At 67.5% G+C, this 25,610-nt stretch carries 20 protein-coding genes and 2 pseudogenes; 14 read left to right on the top strand and 8 right to left on the bottom strand.

All coding sequences use genetic code 11. The features are described from left to right. Positions 1-28 precede the first annotated feature (28 nt). A complete protein-coding gene (locus ACV4UZ_RS16075) occupies positions 29-3,493 on the top strand; it encodes a pyruvate carboxylase (protein ID WP_491601798.1) in 3,465 nt (1,154 codons plus the stop codon). A gap of 202 nt (positions 3,494-3,695) precedes the next feature. Continuing rightward, positions 3,696-5,108: an ArnT family glycosyltransferase gene (locus tag ACV4UZ_RS16070; RefSeq protein ID WP_491601797.1), complete on the top strand. Its 1,413-nt coding sequence runs from the start codon at positions 3,696-3,698 to the stop codon at positions 5,106-5,108. On the opposite strand, the gene truA is transcribed toward ACV4UZ_RS16070, so the two are convergent. The 3 genes from truA to def all read right to left on the bottom strand — a co-directional run bounded on the left by truA (position 5,065) and on the right by def (position 7,371). Beyond that, positions 5,065-5,835 carry a tRNA pseudouridine(38-40) synthase TruA gene (truA, locus tag ACV4UZ_RS16065; protein ID WP_491601796.1) on the bottom strand — a complete coding sequence of 257 codons (771 nt, stop codon included), beginning with the start codon at positions 5,833-5,835 and terminating at the stop codon, positions 5,065-5,067. The two genes, ACV4UZ_RS16070 and truA, sit on opposite strands and share 44 nt — an antisense overlap. Positions 5,836-5,944: 109 nt before the next feature. Next, positions 5,945-6,862 carry a methionyl-tRNA formyltransferase gene (gene fmt / locus ACV4UZ_RS16060; protein ID WP_491601795.1) on the bottom strand — a complete coding sequence of 306 codons (918 nt, stop codon included), beginning with the start codon at positions 6,860-6,862 and terminating at the stop codon, positions 5,945-5,947. Next, positions 6,859-7,371, bottom strand: a complete 513-nt coding sequence (def, locus tag ACV4UZ_RS16055; protein WP_491601794.1) for a peptide deformylase — start codon at positions 7,369-7,371, stop codon at positions 6,859-6,861. Before def ends, fmt begins: the two co-directional genes overlap by 4 nt. Before the next feature lie 101 nt (positions 7,372-7,472). Between def and ACV4UZ_RS16050 the strand changes: the two genes are divergently transcribed. Next, positions 7,473-8,237, top strand: coding sequence for a 16S rRNA (uracil(1498)-N(3))-methyltransferase (locus ACV4UZ_RS16050; protein ID WP_491601793.1), 765 nt, complete (start codon positions 7,473-7,475; stop codon positions 8,235-8,237). On the opposite strand, the gene ACV4UZ_RS16045 is transcribed toward ACV4UZ_RS16050, so the two are convergent. Next, positions 8,197-10,638, bottom strand: a complete 2,442-nt coding sequence (locus ACV4UZ_RS16045) for a sensor domain-containing protein (RefSeq protein WP_491601792.1) — start codon at positions 10,636-10,638, stop codon at positions 8,197-8,199. The two genes, ACV4UZ_RS16050 and ACV4UZ_RS16045, sit on opposite strands and share 41 nt — an antisense overlap. Before the next feature lie 155 nt (positions 10,639-10,793). On the opposite strand from ACV4UZ_RS16045, the gene ACV4UZ_RS16040 reads away from it, so the two are divergent. The 3 genes from ACV4UZ_RS16040 to ACV4UZ_RS16030 are packed head-to-tail and all read left to right on the top strand — an operon-like array spanning position 10,794 to position 12,278. Then, entirely contained in the window at positions 10,794-11,135 is a 342-nt protein-coding gene (locus tag ACV4UZ_RS16040) for a hypothetical protein (RefSeq protein WP_491602430.1), read from the top strand. Positions 11,136-11,142: 7 nt separating this feature from the next. Further along, entirely contained in the window at positions 11,143-11,751 is a 609-nt protein-coding gene (gene queE / locus ACV4UZ_RS16035) for a 7-carboxy-7-deazaguanine synthase (protein WP_491601791.1), read from the top strand. Beyond that, positions 11,751-12,278 (top strand): 6-pyruvoyl trahydropterin synthase family protein, encoded by a 528-nt coding sequence (locus ACV4UZ_RS16030; RefSeq protein ID WP_491601790.1) that lies wholly within the window; start codon positions 11,751-11,753, stop codon positions 12,276-12,278. The genes queE and ACV4UZ_RS16030 overlap by 1 nt, the downstream gene beginning before the upstream one ends. 143 nt (positions 12,279-12,421) lie before the next feature. Here ACV4UZ_RS16030 and ACV4UZ_RS16025 read toward each other — a convergent pair whose 3' ends face one another. Next, on the bottom strand, positions 12,422-13,783 hold the full coding sequence (locus ACV4UZ_RS16025) for a GH1 family beta-glucosidase (protein ID WP_491601789.1): 1,362 nt from the start codon (positions 13,781-13,783) through the stop codon (positions 12,422-12,424). A 44-nt stretch (positions 13,784-13,827) separates the two neighbouring features. Next, on the bottom strand, positions 13,828-14,112 hold the full coding sequence (locus ACV4UZ_RS16020; RefSeq protein ID WP_491601788.1) for an acylphosphatase: 285 nt from the start codon (positions 14,110-14,112) through the stop codon (positions 13,828-13,830). A 128-nt stretch (positions 14,113-14,240) separates the two neighbouring features. Between ACV4UZ_RS16020 and ACV4UZ_RS16015 the strand changes: the two genes are divergently transcribed. Next, positions 14,241-14,630: a hypothetical protein gene (locus tag ACV4UZ_RS16015; RefSeq protein ID WP_491601787.1), complete on the top strand. Its 390-nt coding sequence runs from the start codon at positions 14,241-14,243 to the stop codon at positions 14,628-14,630. A gap of 21 nt (positions 14,631-14,651) precedes the next feature. On the opposite strand, the gene xseA is transcribed toward ACV4UZ_RS16015, so the two are convergent. Then, positions 14,652-16,163 carry an exodeoxyribonuclease VII large subunit gene (xseA, locus tag ACV4UZ_RS16010; protein ID WP_491601786.1) on the bottom strand — a complete coding sequence of 504 codons (1,512 nt, stop codon included), beginning with the start codon at positions 16,161-16,163 and terminating at the stop codon, positions 14,652-14,654. A gap of 191 nt (positions 16,164-16,354) precedes the next feature. Between xseA and purD the strand changes: the two genes are divergently transcribed. From purD to ACV4UZ_RS15975, 7 genes and pseudogenes are all read left to right on the top strand, one after another. Further along, complete coding sequence (purD, locus tag ACV4UZ_RS16005; RefSeq protein WP_491601785.1) at positions 16,355-17,629, top strand: phosphoribosylamine--glycine ligase; 1,275 nt, start codon at positions 16,355-16,357, stop codon at positions 17,627-17,629. Between the two features lie 93 nt (positions 17,630-17,722). Further along, the gene (locus ACV4UZ_RS16000) at positions 17,723-18,469 is read left to right on the top strand and encodes a hypothetical protein (RefSeq protein ID WP_491601784.1); all 747 of its coding nucleotides are present in this window, start codon (positions 17,723-17,725) and stop codon (positions 18,467-18,469) included. Further along, entirely contained in the window at positions 18,469-18,990 is a 522-nt protein-coding gene (locus ACV4UZ_RS15995) for a hypothetical protein (RefSeq protein WP_491601783.1), read from the top strand. The genes ACV4UZ_RS16000 and ACV4UZ_RS15995 overlap by 1 nt, the downstream gene beginning before the upstream one ends. A gap of 181 nt (positions 18,991-19,171) precedes the next feature. Further along, positions 19,172-21,181 carry a hydrogenase 4 subunit B gene (hyfB, locus tag ACV4UZ_RS15990; protein ID WP_491601782.1) on the top strand — a complete coding sequence of 670 codons (2,010 nt, stop codon included), beginning with the start codon at positions 19,172-19,174 and terminating at the stop codon, positions 21,179-21,181. 136 nt (positions 21,182-21,317) lie between these two features. After that, positions 21,318-22,265 carry a respiratory chain complex I subunit 1 family protein gene (locus ACV4UZ_RS15985; RefSeq protein WP_491601781.1) on the top strand — a complete coding sequence of 316 codons (948 nt, stop codon included), beginning with the start codon at positions 21,318-21,320 and terminating at the stop codon, positions 22,263-22,265. Beyond that, a complete protein-coding gene (locus ACV4UZ_RS15980) occupies positions 22,265-22,930 on the top strand; it encodes a hydrogenase-4 component E (protein ID WP_491601780.1) in 666 nt (221 codons plus the stop codon). The genes ACV4UZ_RS15985 and ACV4UZ_RS15980 overlap by 1 nt, the downstream gene beginning before the upstream one ends. Continuing rightward, positions 22,927-24,261, top strand: a pseudogene (locus ACV4UZ_RS15975) (hydrogenase 4 subunit F); the annotation flags it as partial. The gene ACV4UZ_RS15980 and the pseudogene ACV4UZ_RS15975, both read left to right, overlap by 4 nt. Positions 24,262-24,468: 207 nt before the next feature. On the opposite strand, the pseudogene ACV4UZ_RS15970 reads toward ACV4UZ_RS15975, so the two are convergent. Beyond that, positions 24,469-25,413 (bottom strand): annotated as a pseudogene (locus tag ACV4UZ_RS15970) (hydrogenase 4 subunit F); the annotation flags it as partial. Positions 25,414-25,610 lie beyond the last annotated feature (197 nt).

Here is a 25,610-nt window from a genome sequence, read left to right as displayed (position 1 = left end):
GCCTCGTCAACGATCAACAGGGTGAACCATGATCCCCTCCGCCTCGGGCAAGCCTCCCTTTCGCAAGCTTCTGGTCGCCAATCGCGGCGAGATCGCCATCCGCATCTGCCGCGCCGCCACCGAATTGGGGCTGGGCACGGTGGCGGTCTACTCCACCGAGGACCGCTTCGCCCTGCACCGCTTCAAGGCGGATGAGAGCTATCTGATCGGCAAGGGAAGCGGGCCCATCGAGGCCTATCTTTCCATCGACGAGATGATTCGGGTGGGCAAGGAGGCGGGCTGCGACGCCGTGCACCCCGGGTATGGCTTCCTGTCTGAGAATCCGGATTTCGCCGACGCGGTGCGGGCGGCGGGCATGGCCTTCGTCGGCCCCTCGTCCGACGTCATGCGCCTGCTGGGCAACAAGGTGGCGGCGCGCGCCCTGGCGGAGAAGGCCGGGGTACCGGTGATGCCGGCGACGGGGCCGCTGCCGGTTGATCTGCCTGAGTGCAAGCGGCTGGCGGCCGCCGTCGGCTATCCCCTGATGCTGAAGGCCAGCTGGGGCGGCGGCGGGCGCGGCATGCGGGTGATCGAGGCCGAGAGCGAGTTGGAGGACTTGCTGGCGGTGGCGCGGCGCGAGGCCAAGGCCGCCTTCGGCAACGACGAGGTCTACCTGGAGAAGCTGGTGCGGCGGGCGCGGCACGTGGAGGTGCAGATCCTGGGCGATTCCCACGGCAATCTGGTGCATCTCTACGAGCGCGACTGCTCGGTGCAGCGCCGCAACCAGAAGGTGGTCGAGCGTGCCCCCGCCCCCTATCTCGACGGCCGCCAGCGGGCCGAATTGTGCGAGACGGCGGTGCGTCTGGCCCGGGCGGCGGGGTACGAGAATGCCGGCACCGTCGAGTTCCTGATGGACATGGAGACGGGCTCTTTCTACTTCATCGAGGTCAATCCGCGCGTCCAGGTGGAGCACACGGTCACCGAGGTGGTCACCGGCATCGACATCGTCAAGGCGCAGATCAGGATCGCCGGCGGCGCGCCCATCGGCGCCCCGGGTTCGGACGTGCCCCGGCAGGCGGACATTCCGCTCAACGGCCACGCCATCCAGTGCCGCATCACCACCGAGGACCCGGCCAACAACTTCATCCCCGATTACGGCCGCATCACCGCCTATCGCGGCGCCAACGGCTTCGGCATCCGTCTGGACGGCGGCACCGCCTTTTCCGGCGCGCTGATCACCCGGTTCTATGATTCGCTCCTGGAGAAGGTCACCGCCTGGGCGCCGACCCCCGAGGAAGCCATCGCGCGGATGGACCGGGCGCTGCGCGAGTTCCGCATCCGGGGCGTGGCCACCAACCTGACCTTCCTGGAAGCGGTGATCGAGCATCCCAAGTTCGTGGGCTGCGCCTATACCACCCGTTTCATCGACGAGACGCCGGAGCTGTTCGCCCGCCAGGACCGCCGCGACCGCGCCACCAAGGTGCTGTCCTTCGTCGGCGACGTCATGGTCAACGGCAACCCGGACGTGGCGGGCATGAAGCGCCCGGTTCTCGGCCACCGTCCCGACCTGCCGCCCGTTCCGGCGGGCGAGCCGCCCGAGGGCACCAGGCAGCTGCTCGACCGGCTGGGGGCCGAGGGGCTGGCCAAGTGGATGCTTGGGCAGAAGAGGGTGCTGGTCACCGACACCACCATGCGCGACGCCCACCAGTCGCTGTTCGCCACCCGCATGCGCACCCACGACATGCTGGCGGCGGCCCCGGCCTATGCCCGGCTGCTGCCCGGCCTGTTCTCGGTGGAATGCTGGGGGGGGGCCACCTTCGACGTCGCCATGCGCTTCCTGCGCGAAGACCCGTGGGAGCGTCTCAGGGCCTTCCGCGCCACCATGCCCAACCTGCTGTTGCAGATGCTGCTGCGCTCGGCCAACGCGGTGGGCTACACCAACTATCCCGACAACGTGGTTCGTCACTTCGTCGCCCAGGCGGCGGAGAACGGCGTCGATGTCTTCCGCGTCTTCGACTCGCTGAACTGGGTCGACAACATGCACGTGGCCATCGAGGCGGTGCGGGATTCGGGCAAGGTGTGCGAGGCGGCCATCTGCTACACCGGCGACATCTTCGACGCCGCCCGGCCCAAATACGACCTCAAATACTACGTGACCATGGCCAAGGCGCTGGAGAAGGCCGGCGCCCACATCCTCGGCATCAAGGACATGGCGGGCCTGGCCCGGCCGCGCGCCATCGCGGCCCTGGTCAGCGCGCTGAAGCAGGAGGTGGGCCTGCCCATCCACTTCCACACCCACGACACCTCCGGCCTGTCGGCGGCCAGCGTTCTGGCGGCGGTGGAAGCCGGGGTGGACGCGGTGGATGCGGCCATGGATTCCATGAGCGGGCTGACCAGCCAGCCGCCCCTGGGCTCCATCTGCGCCGCGCTCAAGGGCCATGAACGCGACCCCGGCCTGGATCAGGGCGCGCTCAACGGCCTGTCGCGCTACTGGGAAGGCGTGCGCACCCTCTACGCCCCCTTCGAGGCCGACATCAAGTCCGGCACCGCCGAGGTCTACCTCCACGAGATGCCGGGCGGCCAGTACACCAACCTGCGGGCTCAGGCGAGGTCGCTGGGCGTCGAGCAGCACTGGGACTGGGTGGCCAAGGCCTATGCCGACGTCAATTCCATGTTCGGCGACGTGGTCAAGGTCACCCCCACCAGCAAGGTGGTGGGCGACATGGCCCTGATGATGGTGACCAGCAACCTGACCCCCGACGACGTGCTGGACCCCGACAAGGAGATCGCCTTCCCCGAATCCGTGGTGTCGTTCTTCAAGGGCGATCTGGGCCAGCCCGCCGGCGGCTTCCCGGCGGCCTTGCAGAAGAAGGTGCTGGGCTCGGCCAAGCCCATTTCGGTCCGTCCCGGCGCGGTGCTGCCGCCGGCCGATCTCGACGCGGTGCGCGAGGAGGCGGAAAAGAAGGCGGGGCGCAAGCTGTCGGACGCCGAACTGGCCTCGTGGCTGATGTATCCCAAGGTCTTCGCCGAGTTCGCCGCCCACCAGCGGCAGTTCGGCGACGTCTCGGCGCTGCCCACCGAGGTGTTCTTCTGGGGCATGTCGCCCGGCCAGGAGATCAGCATCGACCTGGAAAAGGGCAAGAGCCTGATCGTCCGCTACCTCGCCACGGCGGAGGCCGAGGAGGACGGCTCGCGCAAGGTGTTCTTCGAGCTGAACGGCCAGCCGCGCACCGTGCGCGTCTTCGACCGCAAGGTGGCGCCCGCCCGCATGGCACGGCCCAAGGCGGAGGCCGGCAATGCCGACCACGTGGGCGCGCCCATGCCCGGCCTGGTGGTTTCCGTCGCGATCCATGCCGGGCAGGCGGTGGAAAAGGGTGACCTGCTGGTGTCCATCGAGGCCATGAAGATGGAGACGGCGGTGCGCGCCGAACGGGCGGGCACCATCGCCTCGGTCGCCGTCACCCCCGGCACCCAGGTGGAGGCCAAGGATCTGCTGGTGGTATTGGGCGGATGACGGGATGCGGGCGGGACGCCCGCGCTCCACGCCCCGTGATTCGGAGCGCGGGCGTCCCGCCCGCATCCCGCTTGCATGGGCGAAGCTTCTATGGCACTTCCGCTCCCGAGGGCGAATCCGTCGGGAGCGGAGGAGCGGTTTGCAGCGGGTCAGGTTTCTGACGGGTGATTCCAGGCGTCCCTACAGGTTGACTGTATGGGCCTTGACGGGGCTTGCCCTGGTGCTGCTGGCCTATCCCCTGGCGCGGCTGTTCTGGGATTTCGAGATCGACAACACCGAGGGCTGGAACGCCTTCCTGCAATTGCGCGCCATCGGCGGCCTGCCCCTCTACGACACCGGCTCCCCCTATTTCTTCAACAACTATCCGCCGCTGTCGTTCTATCTGGTCGGAGCCCTGTCCAAGCTGGTGGGCGACGTCAATCTGGCGGGACGCCTGATCTCGTTTACCGCCACCCTCTCCCTGTGCGCCTCGGTGGCGGCCATCGTGCGGTCCAGCGGCGGCTCGCGCCTGGATTCGCTGTTCGCCGCCACCACCTGCGCCCTGTTCTTCGCCTGCCTGCTGACAGACCACGTGGGCAAGAACAATCCCCAGATGCTGGCCCAGGCCCTGATGGCCGCAGGCCTCGCCACCTATCTCGGCCATGGCCGGCCGACCCGGCGCGCCGTTCTCACCGCCCTGCTGTTCTCGGCGGGTATCCTGGTCAAGCACAGCCTGATCGCCTTGCCGCTGGTGATCGCCGTCGATGTCCTGCGCCGTGGCGAGATGGGTGCCCGCATCGCCTATTTCGCCACCGGCACCCTCATGGCGGCCCTGTCCGGAGGAGTGATCCTGTGGCTGGCCGGCCCCATCTTCTTCCAGCAATTGCTGGCGTCGCGCACCTGGGACATCACGCGGGCCTTCCTGTTCACGGTGGAGATCATGGGCCAGTTCCAGGCTCCGCTGATTCTGGTGGGACTGGGCCTGGTGGTGGTGCGGCGCACGCGCCCGGCCAGCCTGATCCTGGCCTATCTCCTGCTGTCCATGGCGGTCGGCGCCTTCTTCCTGGGCGGCGCCGGCACCGACCTCAACGTGTTTTTCGGCGCCTTCGTCGCCTTGTCCATCGGTGCGGGGCTGGTCATGCATCTCGCGCCGTTCCCCAAGTTTCGTCCGGTCCTGGCCCTGGTGATCAACGCGGGCGTCCTGGCCTATGCTCCGGCGGCGCTGGGACGCATGGGAGTCGAGCTGCTGGGGGAACTGGCCCATCGCACGGAACTGTTCCGCGACGACGTGGCCTATCTGAAGGCTATCGACGGCCCTGCGCTGTGCCAGTCGCACCTGCTGTGCCTCAGGGCGGGAAAGCCGGCCTTCTACGACCCCATCAACATGTTGCAGGCCATGACCATGGGCCGCCTGCCCGCCGACACCCTGACCGGCATGCTGAAGCGCCACGAGATCGCCGTGGTGGAAATCCTCGACCCGCCCAAGCACACGGAAGACGACAACCCGGGCGCCCTGGTGCCGCCGCCCCGCTGGATGGATTTCCAGGACGAGGTGTTCACGGTGCTGCGCGAGGAATACGTGCTGGACCGGGTCAGCCTGTCGGGCCGCTTCTATCGGCCGAAAGGTCATAGCTGACTCCGGTCAGCACCAGCCCGGCGGCCGGCGCGGTGGGGCCGCCCTTGGCGCGGTCCCTGGCCTCCAGCGCCTTTGCCATGTCGTCGGGGCTCCACTTGCCCTCGCCCACCAGCTTCAGCGTGCCGACCATGTTGCGCACCTGATGGTGCAGGAAGGAGCGGGCCTCGGCGACGATGCGGATCTCCTCGCCATGGCGGGTCACGTCCAGCACGTCCAGCGTCTTCATGGGGCTCTTGGCCTGGCACTCGCTGGCGCGGAAGGTGGTGAAGTCGTGATGGCCCAGCAGGCGGCGCGCGCCTTCGGCCATGGCCTCGGCGTCCAGGGGGACGGGCACCCACCAGGCGCGGTTCTGGTCCAGCGCCAAAGGCGCGCGGCGGTTGACGATGCGGTAGAGATAGGCGCGGCCCACCGCCGAAAAGCGGGCGTGGAAATCTTCGCCGACCTGCTCGGCGGCGACCACCGCCACCGGCTTGGGCTTCATGTGGTAGTTCAGCGCGTCCCGGACCGTGTCGGCGGGATAGTCGCGGGGCAGGTCCACATGGGCCACCTGGCCGCTGGCGTGCACCCCGGCGTCGGTGCGCCCGGCGGCGTGCAGGATGCAGGGCTCGCCGCAGAGCTTCGCCGCCGCCGCTTCCAGCACGCCCTGCACCGACATACCCCGGTCCTGGCGCTGCCAGCCGACGAAGGGCGCGCCGTCGTATTCGATGAGCAGGCGGTAACGGGGCATGGGGGGTCTCGACGTTCGGTGTCATCCTGAGCGGCAGCGAAGGATCTTTCATCCGCCGAAGGTGCCTGAAAGATCCCTCACTGCATTCGGGATGACAATGGATTTGCGGTCAGCCCAGCACCGTGCCCTTGGGGATGGCATGGCCGCGCAGCATTTCGGCGGCGCTCATGGCCGCCTTGCCGGCCCGCTGCACCTTGAGGGGACGCAGCGCGAACTTGCCGCAGGCGATGGTCAGCTGGTCGTCGAGCACCGTGCCGGGCGCGCCGGAACCGGGCGCCACCGCCGCCTCCATGACCTTGACCCGCTCGCCCGCCATCTCGAACCACACGCCGGGCCAAGGGTTGAGGGCGCGGACCTTGCGGTCCAGTTCCACCGCCGGGCGGCTCCAGTCCAGCAGGCCTTCCTCCTTGGCCAGCTTGTGGGCGTAGGTGACGCCATCGGCCGGCTGCGGCGTGGCGGGCAGGGGCTCCTCGTCCTCCATCTTGCCCAGCACGTCGACGATCATGCGCGCCCCCATGGCGGCCAGCATGTCGTGCAGCCAGGAGGCCGTGGCGTCGGGCAGCAGCAGGATGCTTTCCTTGGCCAGCATGGCCCCGGTATCCAGTCCCGCATCCATCTGCATGATGGTGACGCCCGTTTCGGCATCGCCGGCCAGGATGGCCCGCTGGATGGGGGCGGCGCCGCGCCAGCGCGGCAGCAGCGAGGCGTGGACGTTGAGGCACCCCAGGCGCGGCGCGTCCAGCACCGCCTGGGGCAGGATCAGGCCATAGGCGGCTACCACCGCCACGTCGGCCTCCAGCGCGGCGAACTCGGCCTGGGCCTCGGGGGATTTCAGGCTCTTGGGGGTACGCACCGGAATGCCCCGTTCCCGGGCGAAGGCGTGGACCGGGGTGGGCTGCTCCTTGTGGCCGCGTCCGGCGGGGCGGGGCGGCTGGGAATAGACGCAGACCACCTGATGCCCGGCCTCGATCAGCGAGTCGAGGATGGGGACCGAGAAGTCCGGAGTCCCCATGAACACCAGCTTCATTGCGCGTCCTTCCGCGCCTTGAGCAGCTTGCGCAGGATCATGTTGCGCTTGAGCGACGACAGGTGGTCGATGAACAGGATGCCGTCCAGATGGTCCATCTCGTGCTGCACCACGGTGGCCAGCAGGCCGTCGGCGAGGATCTCCTGCCTGGCGCCGGTCTCGTCGAGATAGCGGACCTTGACCGAGGCCGGGCGCACCACGTTGGAATAGTGCTCGGGCACCGACAGGCAGCCCTCCTCGTAGGTGTTGTCCTCGTCCGAGGCCCAGACGATCTCGGGATTGGCCATGCGGATGGGGGCGCGGTCCTCCTCCTTGCGGCCGATATCCATGACGATGACCCGTTCCAGCACGCCGATCTGCGGCGCCGCCAGCCCGATTCCCGGCGCGTGGTACATGGTCTCCAGCATGTCGTCCATCAGGGCGCGGACGCGGTCGTCCACGGCGGCGACAGGCTTGGACTTGGACTTCAGCACCGGATCGGGCGCGGTCAGGATGGGCAGCACGGCCATGGTGGAACCTTCGATGGACTCTCTTCCGTCCGACATAGGCCCGGTCGCGGGCGAGGTCAAGCACGCTTCCCCGCGAGCGTCATCCGGCGTAGAAGGAAACCATGACCGAGACCGCCCCCCGCCCCCGTTTCCGCCTGTTCGTGGATGCCCCCCTTGTGGCGGGTACCGCCGTGGCGCTTTCCCGCGACCAGACCCATTACCTGGCCTCGGTGATGCGGGCCGAAGTGGGCGAGACGGCGCTGCTGTTCAACGGCCGTGACGGCGAGTGGCTGGCCCGCATCGCCGCGCTGGCCAAGGCTGGGGCCGCCCTGGTGCCGGAGCGCCAGACCCGGCCCCAGGCGCCCGAGCCCGATTTGTGGCTGCTGGCCGCGCCCCTGAAGAAGGACCGCACCGATCTGGTGGTGGAGAAGGCGGCCGAGCTGGGCGTCTCGCGCCTTTGGCCGGTGTTTACCCGGCGCACCAATGCGGGCCGTGTCAACGCCGAGCGGCTGCGCGCCCATCTGGTGGAGGCCGCCGAGCAGTGCGAGCGCCTCACGATCCCCCAACTGGCCGAGCCCGCGCCGCTGGACAAGGTGCTGGCGTCGTGGCCCGCCGATCGGGTGCTGCTGTTCCTGGACGAGGGCGGCGGCGGTCCGCCCCTGGCCCAGGTGCTGAACGGCCTGCCGCCGGGGCCGCTGGCCCTGCTGGTGGGGCCGGAAGGCGGCTTCGACGCGGAGGAACGCCGGATGATCGCCGCCAGGCCCTTCGCCCGCGCCGTGGGGCTGGGGCCGCGCATTCTGCGGGCCGAGACGGCGGCCATCGCCGCCCTGGCGGTGGTGCAGGCCCTCAGCGGCGACTGGGCGTGTCCGCCTCGGGCGCTTTCCTGAGCCACTCGCCCAGCTCCACGGCCGGCAGCGGCGGGCTGAAGTAGAACCCCTGAATCTGTCCGCAGCCGGCCTGGCGCAGGAACTCCAACTGCTCGGCGGTTTCCACCCCTTCGGCCACCACGTCCAGGTTGAGGCCGCGGGCCAGGTCGAGGATGGCCCGGACGATGGCGGCGTCCTCGGAATCGTCGGGCAGGTCCATGACGAACGAGCGGTCGATCTTCACGGTGCTGATGGGGAAGCGCTTCAGATAGGCCAGGCTGGAATAGCCGGTGCCGAAATCGTCGAGCGAGATGCGCAGGCCCAGCGCGCGCAGCCGCTGCAGGATGACGATGGCCCGGCGGGGCTCGTCCATCACCGCCCCTTCCGTCAGCTCGATTTCGATGGCGTCGCCCGGGATTGCGCAGCGCTGGAGGATGGCCTCGATCCGCTGGGGCAGCTTGTCGTCGAGGAATTGCCGCGCCGACAGGTTGATGGCGACCTTGACCTCGAGTCCCGCCTCGCGCCACTGGGCCAGATGGCGGCACGCCTCCTCGATCACCCAATAGCTGAGAGGGATGATCAGGCCGGTTTCCTCGGCCAGGGGGATGAACTCCATGGGAGGGATGCGGCCCTGCTCGGGATGGTTCCAGCGCAACAGCGCCTCGAGCCCGGCCAGGGCGCCGGTCTTCACCATCACCTTGGGCTGGTAGTGCAGTTCCAGCTGGCCCGTTTCCATGGCCTGGCGCAGCTGGGCTTCCAGTTCCAGGCGGCGCACCGCCAGCTCGTTCATGGAGCGGTCGAAGAAGCGGAAGCAGCTGCGGCCCGCCGCCTTGGCCTGATACATGGCGGTGTCGGCGTTCTTCAGCAGCGAGGTGGCGTCCTCGCCGTCCTGGGGAAAGACGGCGATGCCGATGCTGGTGCCGGTATGCACCGCCTTGCCGGCCAGCCGCAGGGGCTTGCTCAGGGTGGCGATGATCTTCTCGGCCACCAGGGCCACCTCGGTGCTGTCGCTGAAGGTGCCCAGCACCACCACGAACTCGTCGCCGCCCAGGCGCGAGACCGTGTCGCTCTTGCGCACCGTCTGGCCGATGCGCCGGGCCACCTCCACCAGCAGCTTGTCACCCTCGTGGTGGCCCAGGCTGTCGTTGATCACCTTGAAGCGGTCGAGGTCGAGGAACAGCACCGCCACCTGGGCCTGGGTGCGCCGCGCCATCTCCAGGGCGTGGTCCAGGCGGTCGCCCAGCAGGAAGCGGTTTGGCAGGCCGGTCAGGGCGTCGTGATAGGCCTGATGGCGGATCTGGTCGTCCTTGCGCCGCAATTCGGTGACGTCGGAGAACACCGCCACGAAGCGGGCCGGCTTGCCGTCGGGGCCGTTCACGGCGCTGATGGTCAGCCATTCCAGATAGGCCTCGCCGTCCTTGCGCCGGTTCCACAATTCGCCCCGCCACTCCCCCTTGGCCCGCAGGTCGGCCCACATGGCGCGATAGAAATTCTGGTCCTGGTGATGGGATTTGAGGATGGCCGGGGTCTTGCCGATCACCTCGCAGCCGGCATAGCCGGTGATGCGGGTGAAGGCGGGGTTCACCGACAGAATGGTGCCGTCGATGTCGGTGACGACGATTCCTTCCTGGGTGGAATCGAACACGCCGGCGGCAAGCCGCATCTGCGCCTCGGCCTGATGGCGTTCGCTGATGTCGCGCCAGGAGCAATAGATGGAGGGCTTGCCCAGCAGCAGGGTGGCCGACAGGGTGACCTCGGCGGGAAAGACGCTGCCGTCGCGGCGCCTGTGCGTCCATTCGAAGCGGTGCAGCCCGTTGGCCATGGCCAGGCCCATCATGCGCTCGGCCTTGGTGAATGAGGATTCTCCGTCGGGCTGGAACTCGGGCGACAGCTCCGACGGGTGGACGTTCTTCAGCGAGTCCTCGTCGGGATAGCCCAGCATGCTGACCGCCGCCCGGTTGCACTCCACGAAGCGGTTGTCCTGGATGATCCAGGTGGGGTCGGGCGACAGCTTGAACAGATTGCGGAAGCGCTCCTCGCTCTCCACCAGGTGGCGCTTGGCGGCCACCGCGTCGGAGATGTCGCGCAGCACCGCGACGCAGACGCTTTCCCCATCGCCCTGGAACATGGAGGCGCCGACTTCCATCTCGAACCGGCTGCCGTCGCGGCGCTGGCCGGTGGCGACGTAGATGGAGGGTGCGTCGATCCCGGTGGAGCGGCGGCGGATGAACTCGCTGATCCGCTCGCGTTCCTCCGGGGCCAGGGTGTCGAGGACCCGGGTGCCGGCCATATCCTCGGCGGACTCATAGCCGAACAGGCGGGCGAAGGCGGGATTGGCCACGACGATGGTGCCGTCGCGATGGGCGCAGATGGCATCGACCGCACTATGGAACAGCCCCTTGATGGTCTGGCTCACATCCATGGGAAATGCCCACCTCTCATCCGCCGTGTTCTCCACCCGTCTACGGATAAGGCCGGACCGGCGGTCCGTCCAGCCTCAATCGTCGGCATGAGTCTTGGAATCCGGGGGCGGCTGGTGCCATGATGCCGCCCCGTTTCCTTGAGGTTCCGACGCCCATGCCGCCCCGCGCCAATCCCTTGAAGCTCAATCCGCTGCAATTGAAGACCCTGGTGCTGTTCCAGGAACTGGCCCGCCACCCCGAGACCTCGACGCGCATGGACAGCGGCGAGGTGTTCCTGTCGGCGCTGCCCCATCCCCACGGCAACCACTTCCACGTGGGCCGCAAGGTGGTGATGAGCAAGGACGCCAGCGGCCTTTCCAACGGCGCGGTGTGGGTGGCGCTGGAACGCAAGGGCCTGATCCGCGCCAGTTTCCCCATGGCGGTGACGCTCACCCCCGCCGGCCTGGACTACGAGACCGGCATCACCGACCAGATCCTGCACGGTTCGGATCACTGATGACGCCATGAGCTACGCCGTCCGCGAAATCTTCCATACCCTGCAGGGGGAAGGCGTACAGGCGGGCCGCCCGGCGGTCTTCCTGCGCTTTGCCGGCTGCAATCTGTGGAGCGGACGCGAGGCCGACCGCGCCCAGGCGGTGTGCCGCTTCTGCGACACGGATTTCATCGGCGGCGAGAAATACGCCGATGCCGGCACCTTGGCCGACGCGGTGCTGGCGGCGGGCGGCGACACCCGCTACGTGGTGGTGACCGGCGGCGAGCCTGGATTGCAGCTGGATACGGCGCTGATCCGGGCGCTGCACGCCAGGGGATTCGAGATCGCCATCGAGACCAACGGCACGGTGGACCTGCCCGACGGCATCGACTGGGTGTGCGTCAGCCCCAAGGCCGGAACCCGGCTCAAGGTCACAAGGGGCGACGAGCTGAAGCTGGTTTTCCCGCAAGAGGGCGCGGCGCCAAAGGATTTCGAGTCCCTGGACTTCGACCATGTCCTGCTGCAGCCCATGGACGGGCCGGACCGCGAGGCCAATACGCAAGCCGCCATCCGGCATTGCTTGACTCATCCGCGCTGGCGGCTCAGCTTGCAGACCCACAAATTGCTGGGAATTCCCTGATGTCCACCTTCCGCGTCCGCCGCCGCATCGAGATCGATGCCGGCCACCGCATCATGACCCACGGCTCCAAGTGCCGGAACCTGCACGGCCACCGCTATGTGGTCGAGGTGGAGTGCGAGGCCAGCCACCTGCATCCCAGCGGCGAGCAGACCGACATGGTGGTGGATTTCGGCTTTCTCAAGGACGAGATGATGCGCCTGATCGACGCGCCTTGCGATCACGGCTTCATCGCCGCTTCTGCCGATTCCGAATTGCTGGCCCTGTTCGCCCCCGCCGGCGGCGGCGAGGCCTGGGTCCAGGCCATCCGCGACACGGTCGCCGCCCAGGGCGCGGCGCTGACCACCGACACGCGCATGGGCACCAAGCTCTACGTGGTGCCCTTCCAGCCCACCGCCGAATGCCTGGCCAAGCACTGGTTCGAGGTGCTGGTGGCCCCCGTGCGCAAGCGCTCGGACGCCACCGCCCGCCTGGTGGCGGTCAGGGTATGGGAAACCCCCAATTGCATGGCCGAATACGCCCCGGCGTGAGGCGGGGGGAGTGAACCGACGTTCCGCGTCATCCTGAGCCTTGGCGAAGGATCTTTCAGGCGATTGCGGCGGCTGCCTCAGGCTGAAAGATCCTTCCTCCCTGCGGTCGTCGGGATGACACGTCAATACAAATGACGGCCGGCTTACCCCACCCGACCGGTCCGGATCACCTCGGCGAACCACTTGTAGCTGTCCTTGGGGGTGCGCTTGAGCGTGTCGTAATCCACCCGGATGATGCCGAAGCGCTTGGACAGGCCGTAGGCCCACTCGAAATTGTCCAGCAACGACCACACCAGGTAGCCCTTGACGTTGCAGCCGTCCGCCACCGCGCGGGCCACCTCGGAGACGTGGTCCTTGAGGAAGGCGACGCGCTCGGCATCGTGGATCTGGCCGTCGGGGGTGACCACGTCGTCATAGGCGGCGCCGTTCTCGGCGATGAAGACGGCGGGGTTGCCGTACAGCTCCTTGAACTCGCGCAGCAGGTCGTAGAGCCCGTCGGGCTGCACCGGCCAGGCCATGGCGGTCCAGCGGTCGCAATGGGCGTCGCCCCAGAACACGTCGAAGGGATGCCCCTCCTCGTGCTTCATGGTCATGCGGGAATAGTAGTTGATGCCCAGCATGTCGATGGGGAACTTGATGGTCTCCAGGTCGCCGGGCTTGACGATATGGGCCATTTTCTCGGCCAGCACGTCGGGAATGGCGCCGCGCATGACGCCGTCCAGCGGCACCCGGTTCCACACCGCGTCCCAGCGGATGGCGGCGGCGCGGTTCTTCGGATCGTCATCCTGGGAGCGGCAGGGCTGCAGGTTGATCACCGTGCCCAGCACCGCGTCGGAATGCTCGGCCCGGATGGCGCGCAGCGCGGTGCCCTGGGCCAGGTTCTGGTGGTGCAGCGCCTTGAGGATGCCGTCCTCGCCCAGCTTGTAGCCGGGCGCGTGCTCGCCGATGCCGTAGCCGATGATGGCCACCACGTTCGGCTCGTTCAGCATGTACCAGTCCTTGACCCGGTCGCCCAGGCGCGCCGTCGCGATGCGGGCGTATTCGGCGAAGGGGCCGACGATGTCGCGCCCCTGCCAGCCGCCCTTGTCCTCCAGCGGCTGGGGCAGGTCCCAGTGGTAGAGACAGGCCATGGGCTTGATGCCGGCTTCCAGGATCTTGTCCACCAGCCGGTCGTAGAAATCGAGGCCCTTCTCGTTGATGGCGCCGGTGCCGGCCGGAACGATGCGCGGCCAGGCCAGCGAGAAGCGGTAGGCCTGGAAGCCCGCCGCCTTCATCAGGGCGATGTCCTCGGGATAGCGGTGATAGTGGTCGCAGGCCACCTTGGCGCTGCTGCCGTCCATGATCCTGCCGTCGGCGGTGAACTTGTCCCAGATGGTCATGCCGCGCCCGTCGGTGTCGTAGGCGCCCTCGATCTGGTAGGCGGCGGTCGATGCCCCCCAGAAGAAATCCTTGGGGAACTGGCGCGCTCCCTGAGGGGCGGATTCGGCGGCTTTGGCGACGGTCATGGCGGCGGCTCCGGCTAGGATTTGGCGGCGGGTGAATTTCATGATCAGGCCGTGGGGCGCTGGTGGAAGCCCGAGGGCGGCACCTCGGACGAATTCTCGGTCTCCACCCTTGTGACCAGGGCGGCGGTGGGTCCCCGGTGGCAGGCCTCGACCATGTCGCGGACCATGTGGGAGGGGCCGTGGAACAGGGCCTCGACCCGTCCGTCCACCAGATTGCGCACCCAGCCCGACAGCTTGCGGGCCAGGGCCTGCTCCACCGTCCAGCCGCGGAACCAGACGCCCTGGACCCGGCCTTCGATCAGCACGCGAACGGTGACCTCGCCCGTCATCTCTCGGCCCTCCATGGGAATATATAACCACGGCCTCGCCCCGCTCGGAAGGGGGATGCTTGACCGGGCTCAAGGAGGTCGGCGCGCCGATGCTGTTTTTGTGAGGCTTCTCAATCGGAGCCCGCCCCATGAACATGATCGCCCCTGAGCCCCAGGCCGAGATGCTGACCCTGCTGGAACACGCCGTCGCCGCCCATGCCAACGTGGTGCAGGTGCGCGTCGCCGGCGAGTTGGCGGTGGTCGAGGTCCTGGCCACCGGCACGGTGGTGGCGAGCCGCGAGATGCCGCTGGCCCGCTGCGCCGACCTCTTGCCCGCCGCGTTCAGCCTGTGCGACGAATCCGACGACTATCAGTACAACACCTCGCGCTCGGCCCGCATGACCGGGCTGAAGGCGGCGCTGCCCAAGGGGCTGACCATGGTGTTCCTGCAGTTCTTCCCGGCCCGCGACGGCCAGCGGCATCTGGTGGCGCGGCTGACCTACGACAGCGACACCTGCTGCGGCACCTGCGGCGGGTGATAGTGCCGGGACAGCCGGAGGTTACAGCAGCGATCCCTGCCGCCCATCGGGCGTGATCGGCTTGCGATGGGGCTTGGGCACGGGCGGGGCGGCGGCTCCCTCGACCCGTACCCCCGCCTTGCCGTCGGCGAACTCCACCGCCAGGACGGCACCGGGGCCGGCGCCGGCGACCGAGGTGACGGGCGTGCCGTGCTCGTCCCTGACCACGGCGAAGCCGCGCTCCAGCACCTTGCGGTAGGAGAAACTTTCCAGCAGCTGGCCGGCATGGGCGACCCGCCGGGCCTTTTCGTCGAGCAGGCGGGGCAGGACCTGGATCAGGCGGGCGGCCGATTGCTCCAGCTGGAGGGCGCGGCGCTCGTTGGCGGCGCGCTCGGTCGCGCTCGCCGTCCTGATGGCGTGGTCGAGGCGGGTGGAAAGCGCCGCCAGCCGGTGCCCGGCCTCGGCCAGCTGTTCGCGCGGGTGGCGCAGGCGGGCGCCCAGGCGGTCCAGTTCGGCCCGGCGGCGTTCCAGCAGGATGCGCGGCGCGTTGGCAAGGCGCTCGGCCCGCTCGTCCAGACGCCTTGCGCAATCCTCCATCACCCGGCGGGGATGGGGCAGGGCGCGGAAGGTGTGGGAAAGGCGGTTGCGCCGCTCCTCCAGCCCGCGCTGCATGGCGCCCACCATGCGCGCGCCCATGTCGGCCATGGTGGCGATCAGCTCGGCGCGCACCGGCACCGCCTTCTCGGCCGCCGCCGTGGGGGTGGGGGCGCGCAAATCGGAGGCGAAGTCGATCAGCGTGGTGTCGGTCTCGTGCCCCACCGCCGAGATCAGCGGAATCTCGGATTCGGCCGCTGCCCGGACCACGATTTCCTCGTTGAAGGCCATCAGGTCTTCCAGCGAGCCGCCGCCCCTGGCCACGATCAGCACGTCGGGGCGCGGCACCCGGCCGCCCGGCTCCAAGGCGTTGAAGCCCCGGATGGCCGCCGCCACCTGAGCCGCCGCGCCTTCGCCCTGGACGGCGACCGGCCACAGCAGCACCCGGCGGGGGAAGCGCTCGGCCAGACGGTGCAGGATGTCCCGGATCACCGCCCCGGTGGGCGAGGTCACCACGCCGATGACGTCCGGCAGGAAGGGAATGGGGCGCTTGCGGCTGGGGTCGAACAGTCCCTCGGCCATCAGCCGCTTCTTGCGGTCCTCCAGCATCTTCAAGAGCGCGCCCTGGCCGGCCAGCTCCATGCGCTCGACCACCATCTGGTACTTGGAACGCCCGGGATAGGTGGTCAGCCGCCCGGTGGCCACCACCTCCATGCCGTCCTCCGGCCCGATGGCCAGCTTGGACGCCGAACCCCGCCAGCACACCGCGTCCAGCACCGCCTCGGCGTCTTTCAGGGCGAAATAGAGGTGGCCCGAGGAATGACGCTTGAAGCCCGATATCTCGCCCCGGACGCGGACGAAGGAAAAGGCGTCCTCCACCGTGCGCCGCAGACCGGCGGACAGTTCCGAGACCGAATATTCCGGGACGTTGGAGGGGGTGGGGCGGGCTTCGTCGTTCATGGGCGGATGGTGGCGCAAGAGCCGGTGATTTGCAAACGCGGACGGAAGTGATAAACGACCCTTTGTCATCCCGACGACCGACGGGAGGAGGGATCTCATCCTGCTCCGTCGGACCAGCATCGGCACCGCTGCGCCAAGCGGAGATCCCTCGCTTGCGCTCGGGATGACAGGTGGAACTCCGGGAGGCGGACATGAAGGTTCTGGTGGTCGGTTCGGGCGGGCGCGAGCATGCGCTGTGCTGGAAGCTGAAATCCTCGCCCCTGCTCACCAGGCTGTGGTGCGCGCCGGGCAACGCGGGGATCGCCGATTCCGCCGAATGCGTCGCCATCGGAGCCGAGAAGGTGGATGAGCTGGTGGACTTCGCCAGGTCCAACGCCGTCGATCTGGTGGTGGTGGGGCCCGAGGCGCCGCTGGTCCTCGGCCTCGCCGACAAGTGCCGCGACGCCGGCATCAGGGTGTTCGGCCCCTCGGCGGCGGCGGCCGAGCTTGAGGGCTCCAAGGGCTTCATGAAGGACGTGGCCGCCAAGGCCGGCATCCCCACCGCCTGGTACGGCCGCTTCACCGACATGGAGAAGGCCAAGGCCTTCATCCGCGAGAAGGGCGCCCCCATCGTGGTCAAGACCGATGGGCTGGCCGCCGGCAAGGGCGTGGTGGTGGCCATGACGCTCGAGGAAGCGCTTGGCGCCGTCGATATGATGATGGGCGACAAGGTTTTCGGCGACGCCGGCAACGAGCTGGTGATCGAGGAATTCCTCGACGGCGAGGAATGCTCGTTCTTCGCGCTGTGCGACGGCAAGACCGCCTTGCCCCTGGTGGCCGCCCAGGACCACAAGCGGGTGGGCGACGGCGACACCGGCCCCAACACCGGCGGCATGGGCGCCTATTCCCCCGCCCCGGTGGTCACCGATGCGGTCCAGGCCGAGATCATGGAGCGTTCCATCCTGCCGCTGGTCAAGACCATGGCCGAGATGGGCAAGCCCTATACCGGCGTGCTGTTCGCCGGGATCATGGTCACCAAGTCCGGCCCGAAGCTGCTGGAATACAACGTCCGCTTCGGCGATCCCGAGTGTCAGGTCCTGATGGCGCGCCTCGACTCCGACCTGCTGCCGGTGCTGATGGCCGGCGCCGAGGGCAAGCTGGCGGGCGTCGAGCTGAAATGGTCCGACGACGTCGCCCTGGTGGTGGTGATGGCCGCCAAGGGCTATCCCGGCGCTTACGAGAAGAACACCGTCATCGGTGGGCTGGAAAGCGCCGCCAAGGTGGACGGCGTCACCGTGCTGCACGCCGGCACCGCCATGAAGGACGGCCACGTGGTCGCCACCGGCGGCCGTGTGCTGGGAATCACCGCCAAGGGCAAGACCGTCGCCGAGGCGCGCGAGCGCGCCTACAAGGCCGTGGACGCCCTGGACTGGCCGGGCGGCTTCTGCCGCCGCGACATCGCCTGGCGGGCCCTGGCGAGGGGGTAGGCTGCACAAGTACACTTAAGCCGCGAGTCGGCTTGCAGTTCATGGTAGACGTACAGCAGCCTCCCATATAATCATTTAGGACTGGAGGCAGACGTGGACGAACTTCGGTTTAAGATCGATGCGTTCCAGCCAAGCACCATCCCCATGGCCCGTTTGGCTGAATACATGGCGCAATTGGCATCGCTGCTCGGCAACGAGAGAAGCGTTCATTTTCTGCGCCTGGACCCCGGCAGTGTCGAAGTCGTTCACAGTGTTGATGTCGAGGATCAGCCAAAGGTCGATGCTCGCCTTGGCGCACTTCGCAATGGGGATGGTCCCGCTGACGCGATTAAGGCATACAAACGCCTTGATGACATGCTCGCTAGCGACAATGCAACAGGCGCATTGTTGCTAGGGCGTGAAGCCGTCATCATTCAGTTTCCGGGAAGAACGCGCCAAAAACCTGTTGATTATGGTGCATTCACGCAGCAGGGAAGCTTTGACGGTGTTCCCGTCAAGATTGGCGGCCTAGCCGACATGGTTCCGATTCATTTGCAGGAATTAGGCCCCACCGCATTAGTCCATAATTGCGTCGGCAGTCGGGAGATTGCCCGTGCCATCGCAGCCCACCTTTTTGATACTCCAATCCGGGTCCATGGTGCAGGGCGATGGCGGAGAGAGGCCACAGGCACATGGATGCTCTTACGTTTTGTCATCAATGATTTTGAAGTGTTGGACGATACCCCCTTGGACACAGTGGTCGCTCGTTTGAGGCAGATCAGGGGCAGTCAGTGGAGCGAGATTGAGCATCCGCTAGCGACACTAAAAGACCTTCGCAACGGCGAGGACAGTGTCCACTGATGGTTATTTTCGACGCAAATTTCCTGCTTCTGCTCCTTGACCCCGACGTGGATATCCCAACGGACCCGGTATCGGGACAACCGCTGACCAGAGCGAAGGACCGCGTTGAGCATCTGATTTCCATCCTTTCTCAACAGCGAGAAACTATTGGAATTCCCACCCCGGTCATTGCCGAAGTGCTCGTGCATGCGGGGGCGGCAGGCCAGGCCTATCTGGCTGTTATCGGTAATAGCAGTAAGTTCCGTATTCTGCCATTCGACCTCCGCGCAGCCATTGAAGTTGCTGCAATGTCTGCAGCTGCTATTGCGACAGGAGATAAGAAATCAGGAATTTTATCTCCGTGGCAAAAGGTAAAGATTGATCGTCAGATTACGGCTATCGGAGTTATGGAGCGCGCCACTACTATTTTTGCCGATGACATGGATGTTGCCCGGCTGGCGAAGGCTGCGGGGATCGAGGTCATTAATAGCTGGAGCTTGCCTCTTCCTCCCGAAGATCCCCAGGGTCGGCTGGACGTTTAGCTCACTTGCGGAAAGACGGTGTCGGGGGGCCTTGCGCCCGCCCCCACGGGTGGGTATGATTCCCGTCTCCTCGCCATAAGACGAGATGAAGAGGGTCGGAACAACCGGCCCCGCTGTCAGGGGATTCACGGGAGACGCTTGTCATGTCCTGCGACAGAGTATTGGCGGGGTCGCGCAGCCTATGCTGATCGCGGCCGCCCTCTCCGCTTTTTTGGCCCTCGCCGTGCTCGGCGTGCTGGCCGGCGCGGAAATGTGGCGGCATCGATTGGTCTATTTTTGCTGCATGATTGCCTCGCTGGCCCTGCTGGCCGGCGGGCTCAAGCATCTGGGACAGACGCCGGGCACCGGCCCGGCCATCGTGCTGCCCATCGGCCTGCCGTGGATGTCCGCCCATTTCCGCCTCGACAACCTGTCCGCCCTGTTCATGGTGGTGGTCAGCCTGGCCTCGGCCGCCGCTTCGGCCTACGGCATCGGCTATTGCTCCCATCTGCCCGAACCCCGGCGGGTGACGCCGTTCTATCCCCTGTTCCTGTTCGGCATGAACGCCGTGCTGATCGCCGACGACGCCTTCATGTTCCTGGTGGCCTGGGAGTTCATGTCGCTGTCGTCCTGGCTTCTGGTGCTGGCCGACCACAGGAACGCCGAGAACCGCCGGGCCGCCTTCGTCTATCTGGTGATGGCCTGCTTCGGCACCTTCTGCCTCTTGACCTGCTTCGGCCTGATGGCCGGGGGCGAGGGGGCCTATTCCTTCCCCGCCATGCGCGCCGCCAGGCTGGACGGCGTTTCCGGCTTCCTGGTGGTGCTGCTGGCCCTGCTGGGGGCGGGGTCCAAGGCCGGTCTGGTGCCGCTGCACGCCTGGCTGCCGCTCGCCCATCCGGCGGCGCCCAGCCACGTCTCCGCCCTGATGAGCGGCGTGATGACCAAGGTGGCGCTGTACGGCCTGATCCGCATCCTGTTCGACCTGCACGGCGAGGTGAACTGGGCCTGGGGCGCGGTGCTGATGGTGGTGGGCGGCGTCACCGCCGTGCTGGGCGTGCTTTACGCCATCCTGCAGGACGACCTGAAGAAGCTGCTGGCCTATTCCACGGTGGAGAACATCGGGGTGGTGGTGATCGGCCTGGGCCTCGCCATCGCCTTCAAGGGCAGCGGCGAGAAGACCCTGGCCGCCCTGGCCCTGGTGGCCGGGCTTTATCACATCGTCAACCATTCCATCTTCAAGACCCTGTGGTTCCTGTCGGCGGGCGCGGTGATCACCGCGACGGGAGAGCGCGACCTGGGCAAGCTGGGGGGGCTCGCCAAGCGCATGCCGTGGAACGGCGTCGCCGCCCTGGTGGGCGCCATCGCCATCTCGGCCCTGCCGCCCTTGAACGGCTTCGTGTCGGAATGGCTGATCTTCCAGTCGCTGTTCAAGGGGCCGAGCCTGCCCCATTGGGCCATGAAGTTCGGCGTGCCCGTGGTGGGGGCCATGCTGGCCCTGGCCGCCGCTTTGGCCGCCGCCTGCTTCGTGCGCGCCTACGGCATCGCCTTCCTGGGGCGCCCCCGCTCGGAAGCCGCCGCCAAGGCTCATCAGGTGCCGGCCTCCATGCGGCTTACCGTGGCCTTCCTGGCGGTGATGTGCGTGGTGCTCGGTGCCATCCCGGTAACCGTCACCGACGCGCTGTCCCACGTGGTGACGCCGCTGACCGGGGTGCAGTTCGCCGTCTCGGCCGATCTGGGCTGGCCGTGGCTGTCGCCCGTCAGTTCGACGCGGGGCTCCTATTCCGGCACGGTGCTGGTGATGACCGGATTGGCCTTGTGCGCCGTCACCCTGCTGCTGGCCCGCCTGCTCGGCACCTCGCGCCTGCGCCGCGCCGATGCCTGGGATTGCGGCCACCGCGAGAACATCCCCGAAAGCCAGTATACCGGCCAAAGCTTCTCGCAGCCGCTGCGCCGGGTGTTCTGCGCCTCCATCTTCGCCGCCAGGGAAAGCGTGGACATGCCCGATCCCGGCGACAACCGCCCGGCGGAACTGAAGGTGCGGGTGATCGATCCCATCTGGGTAGGCCTTTACGCCGGCATCGGCCGAGTGGTGGATTTCATCGCCGATCTGGTCAACCGCATCCAGTACATGACGGTGCGGCGCTACCTGCTGATGATGTTCACCACCCTGGTGCTGATGCTGCTGGTGGTCGCGGTGAGGCAGAACCAATGAGCGCGCGAGCGGCCATGATCGGGGCGAGCGAACCCAGCTGTCATCCTGAACGAAGTGAAGGATCTTTCAGGTCCCGGCTTTGCCTGAAAGACCCTTCGCCAAAGGCTCAGGGTGACAAGGCGAGGAGGGGCGCCCCATGACCGCCGTTCTCTGGCAGGCGCTGCAGATCGTCCTGGTGGTGGCCATCAGCCCGCTGATCACCGGCTGGGTGCGTCTGGTCAAGTCGCGCCTCAACGGCCGCATCGGCGCCTCGCCCTTCCAGCCCTATCGCGACGTCTACCGCCTGTTGCAGAAGGAGGCGGTGGTCGCCCATTCCGCCTCCTGGGTGTTCCGCGCCGCGCCCTACGTCACCTTCGGCGCGGTGTGGCTGGCCGCGTCGATCGTGCCGGCCTTCACCACCAACCTGTTCCTGGCCCAGGCGGCCGATCTGATCGCCCTGGTGGCGCTGCTGGGCGTGGCGCGGTTCTGGACGGCGCTGGCCGGCATGGATATCGGCACCAGCTTCGGCGGCCTGGGCGCGTCGCGCGAGATGATGATCGCGTCGCTGGCCGAGCCCGCCATGCTGATGGTCACCTTCTCGCTGTCGCTGATCTCGGGCACCACGGCGCCGGCCCAGATCATCGCCTTCATCCTGGGAGGCGGCGTCGGCATCGAGGTGTCGCTGGGTCTGGCGCTGGCCGCCCTGGTGATGGTCGCCATCGCCGAGAACGGCCGCATCCCCATCGACAACCCCGCCACCCATCTGGAACTGACCATGGTGCACGAGGCCATGGTGCTGGAATATTCCGGCCGCCATCTGGCCCTGATGGAAGGGGCGGGCATGGTGCGCCTCACCCTGTTCATGGCGCTGATCGGCGGCCTGTTCGCGCCCTGGGGCATGGCCCAGCCGGGCGACGGCGCGCTGGCCGTGATGGTCGGGCTGGGGGCCTTCCTCGCCAAGTGCTTCATCCTGGCCACGGCCTTGGGGGTGTTCGAGACCTCCATCGCCAAGATGCGGGTGTTCCGCTACGCCGACTTCCTCGGCGGCGCCCTGCTGCTCGGCCTGCTGGCCACCATCTTCCTCTACGTCTCGGAGGCGGTGTGATGGGGGCGCAGCTTTCCTACGACATCGCCCACCTGATCGGCGCCACCGTGCTGATGGCCGGCTTCTCGCTGCTCTATCAGCGCCGCCTGTTCGCGGTGTTGAACACCTTCGCCTTCCAGGCCCTGGCCCTGGCGGCGGCGGCGGCGTGGCAGGCCCACATCCAGCACGCCCCCCACCTCTACGTCACCGCCGCCATCGCCCTGATCTTCAAGGCGGTGATCGTGCCCATCGCGCTTCACTGGCTGGTGGAGCAGCTGGGCATCCACCGGAACGTCGAGACCGCCATGTCCATCGGCTGGACCATGATCGCCGGGGTGGCGCTGGTGGCGCTGTCCATCCTGCTGGTGCTGCCCGTCACCGCCAACGCCACGGCGCTGACCCGCGAAAGCCTGGCGCTGGCCATGAGCGTGGTGCTGCTGGGCCTGCTGATGATGATCACAAGGCGCAACGCGGTGACCCAGGTGGTGGGCTTCATGGCGCTGGAGAACGGGCTGATCCTGGCCGCCGTCTCGGCCAAGGGCATGCCGCTGGTGGTGGAGATTTCCGTGGCGTTCTCGGTGCTGGTGGCCATGACCCTGTTCGGCATCTTCTTCTTCCGTATCCGCGAGCGCTTCGACACCCTGGATCTGGTCGAGCTGGAAACCCACCGGGGAGACCGCCAATGATCGGAGGCTTCACCCTGCTGCCCGGCCTGGACAATCCGCTGCTGTGGATTCTGGGGGTGCCGCTGGGCTCGGCCGGCTTCCTGGCGGTGCTGAGGGACTGGCGGGTGGCCACCTGGATCAACGTGCTGGCCTCGGCCGCCACCTTCGCCTCGTCGCTGTTGCTGATCACCGTGCGGCCCGAGCCGACCCGGCTGCTGTTCATCGACGATTTCAACGTCTATCTGGTGGTGCTGACCGCCTTCGTCGGCCTGACCACCTCCATCTTCTCGGCCGCCTACATCGCGCGTGAATCCGAGGCACAGCGGCTTTCCGACCTGCATCTGCGCTTCTACCACTCCATGTACCAGGCCTTCCTGTTCACCATGCTGCTGGCGCTCACCGCCAACAACACCGGGGTGATGTGGGTTGCGGTGGAGGCGGCGACCCTGACCACCGTGCTGATGGTCAGCCTCTACCGCACGCGCGAGGCCATCGAGGCGGCTTGGAAGTACTTCATCCTGTGCTCGGTGGGCATCGGGCTGGCGCTGTTCGGCACCACCCTGGTCTACCTCGCCGCCCAGCCGGTGATGGGCGACGGCGCCGACGCCATGGCCTGGACCCTGATGATCAAGCAGGCCCACCGGTTCCAGCCCGACCTGCTCAATCTGGCCTTCGTCTTCGTGCTGGTGGGCTATGGCACCAAGGTGGGCCTGGCGCCGCTGCACGCCTGGCTGCCCGACGCCCATGCCGAGGGTCCCACCCCCATCTCGGCGGTGCTCTCGGGCCTGCTGCTCAACGTGGCGCTCTACGCCCTGCTGCGCTTCAAGATGGTGATCGCCGCCAACGGCCAGACCCTGACGCCGGGGCCGCTGCTGATCGTCATGGGGCTGTCGAGCCTGTTCCTGTCGGCCTTCATGCTGTACCGCCGGGGCGACATCAAGCGGCTGTTCGCCTATTCCTCCATCGAGCACATGGGGGTGATCACCTTCGCCTTCGGCATGGGCGGCGCGGTGGCCAATTTCGCCGGCCTGCTGCACATGACCATGCATTCGCTGACCAAGTCCGCCATCTTCTTCGCCGTCGGCATCATCAGCCAGAACCTGGGCACCAAGCGCATCGCCGCCATCCGGGGCCTCACCTCCTCCCATCCCGTGCTGGGCTGGGGCTTCGTGCTGGCGGTCCTCGCCATCGCCGGCCTGCCCCCCATGGGGGTGTTCATGAGCGAGTTCCTGGTGCTGAGCTCCACCTTCGCCCGCCAGCCGCTGCTGGCCATTCCGCTGGCCATCGGCCTGCTGCTGGCCTTCGGCGCCCTGGTGGCGCGGCTGCAAAGCATGGCCTTCGGCGAGCCGCCGCCCCACGCCCACGCCCACGGCACGGTGGAGGAGGTGGCCCCGATGGCGGCGATGCGCTTGGTGCCCAGGTTCTGGCTGATGATGCCGACGGCGAAGAAGATGGCGGACTTGGTCAGCGAATGCATGGTCATGTGCAGCAGGCCGGCGAAATTGGCCACCCGCGCCGCCCATGCCGAAGGCGAAGGTGATCGCCCCCATGTGCTCGATGGAGGAATAGGCGAACAGCCGCTTGATGTCGCCCCGGCGGTACAGCATGAAGGCCGACAGGAACAGGCTCGACAGCCCCATGACGATCAGCAGCGGCCCCAGCGTCAGGGTCTGGCCGTTGGCGGCGATCACCATCTTGAAGCGCAGCAGGGCGTAGAGCGCCACGTTGAGCAGCAGGCCCGAGAGCACCGCCGAGATGGGGGTGGGACCCTCGGCATGGGCGTCGGGCAGCCAGGCGTGCAGCGGCGCCAGGCCCACCTTGGTGCCATAGCCCACCAGCACGAAGACGAAGGCCAGATTGAGCAGGTCGGGCTGGAACCGGTGGGCCTGCTTGATCATCAGGGTCCAGGCCATGGCGTCGGCGCCGTCGCCCATCACCGGCTGGGCGGCGAGGTAGACCAGGGTGGTGCCGAACAGCGCCAGCCCGATGCCCACCGAGCACAGGATGAAGTACTTCCAAGCCGCCTCGATGGCCTCGCGCGTGCGGTAGAGGCTGACCATCAGCACGGTGGTCAGGGTCGCCGCCTCCACCGCAACCCACATCACCCCGGTGTTGTTGGCGGTGAGCGCCAGCAGCGTGGTGAACAGGAAGGCCTGGTACATGGAGTGGTAGAAGCGCAGATGCAGGTCGGAAAGCCGCTGTGCCTCGGATTCACGCGCGATGTAGGCGGCCGAGAAGATGGAGGTGGTCAGGCCGACGAAGGCGGTCAGCGCCACCAGATAGACGTTGAAATCGTCGATGAACAGCAGCCGGGTCGGCTCGGGCCGCACGGTGATCAGCAACAGCGACGAGGCGAAGGTAGCGGCCGAGGCCAGCACGTTGGTCCAGGTGGCCACCCGCCAGTCCCTCAGCACCGCCAGGAAGCCGGCCGAGCCCAGCGGCACCCCCAGAATCCACAGCAGCGGATTGTCCAGGCCGGGCAGCAGGGTGAAGCCTCCGATCATTGGCGGTCTCCCCGGTGGGTTTCCAGCTCGACCAGATCCAGGGTGTCGAAGCGCTCGCGGATACGGAAGAAGAAGATGCCGAACAGGGTCATGGCCACCAGCACCGAGAACGCCACGGAAATCTCCACCACCAGCGGCATGCCCTTGGCCGAGACGGCGGCCAGGATCAGCCCGTTCTCCAGCGCCATGAAGCCCAC

It is taken from the genome of Paramagnetospirillum sp. (genome assembly GCF_058402745.1).
Note: the sequence above shows the minus strand (reverse complement) of the source record. Positions and strands in the feature narration are given on the sequence as shown.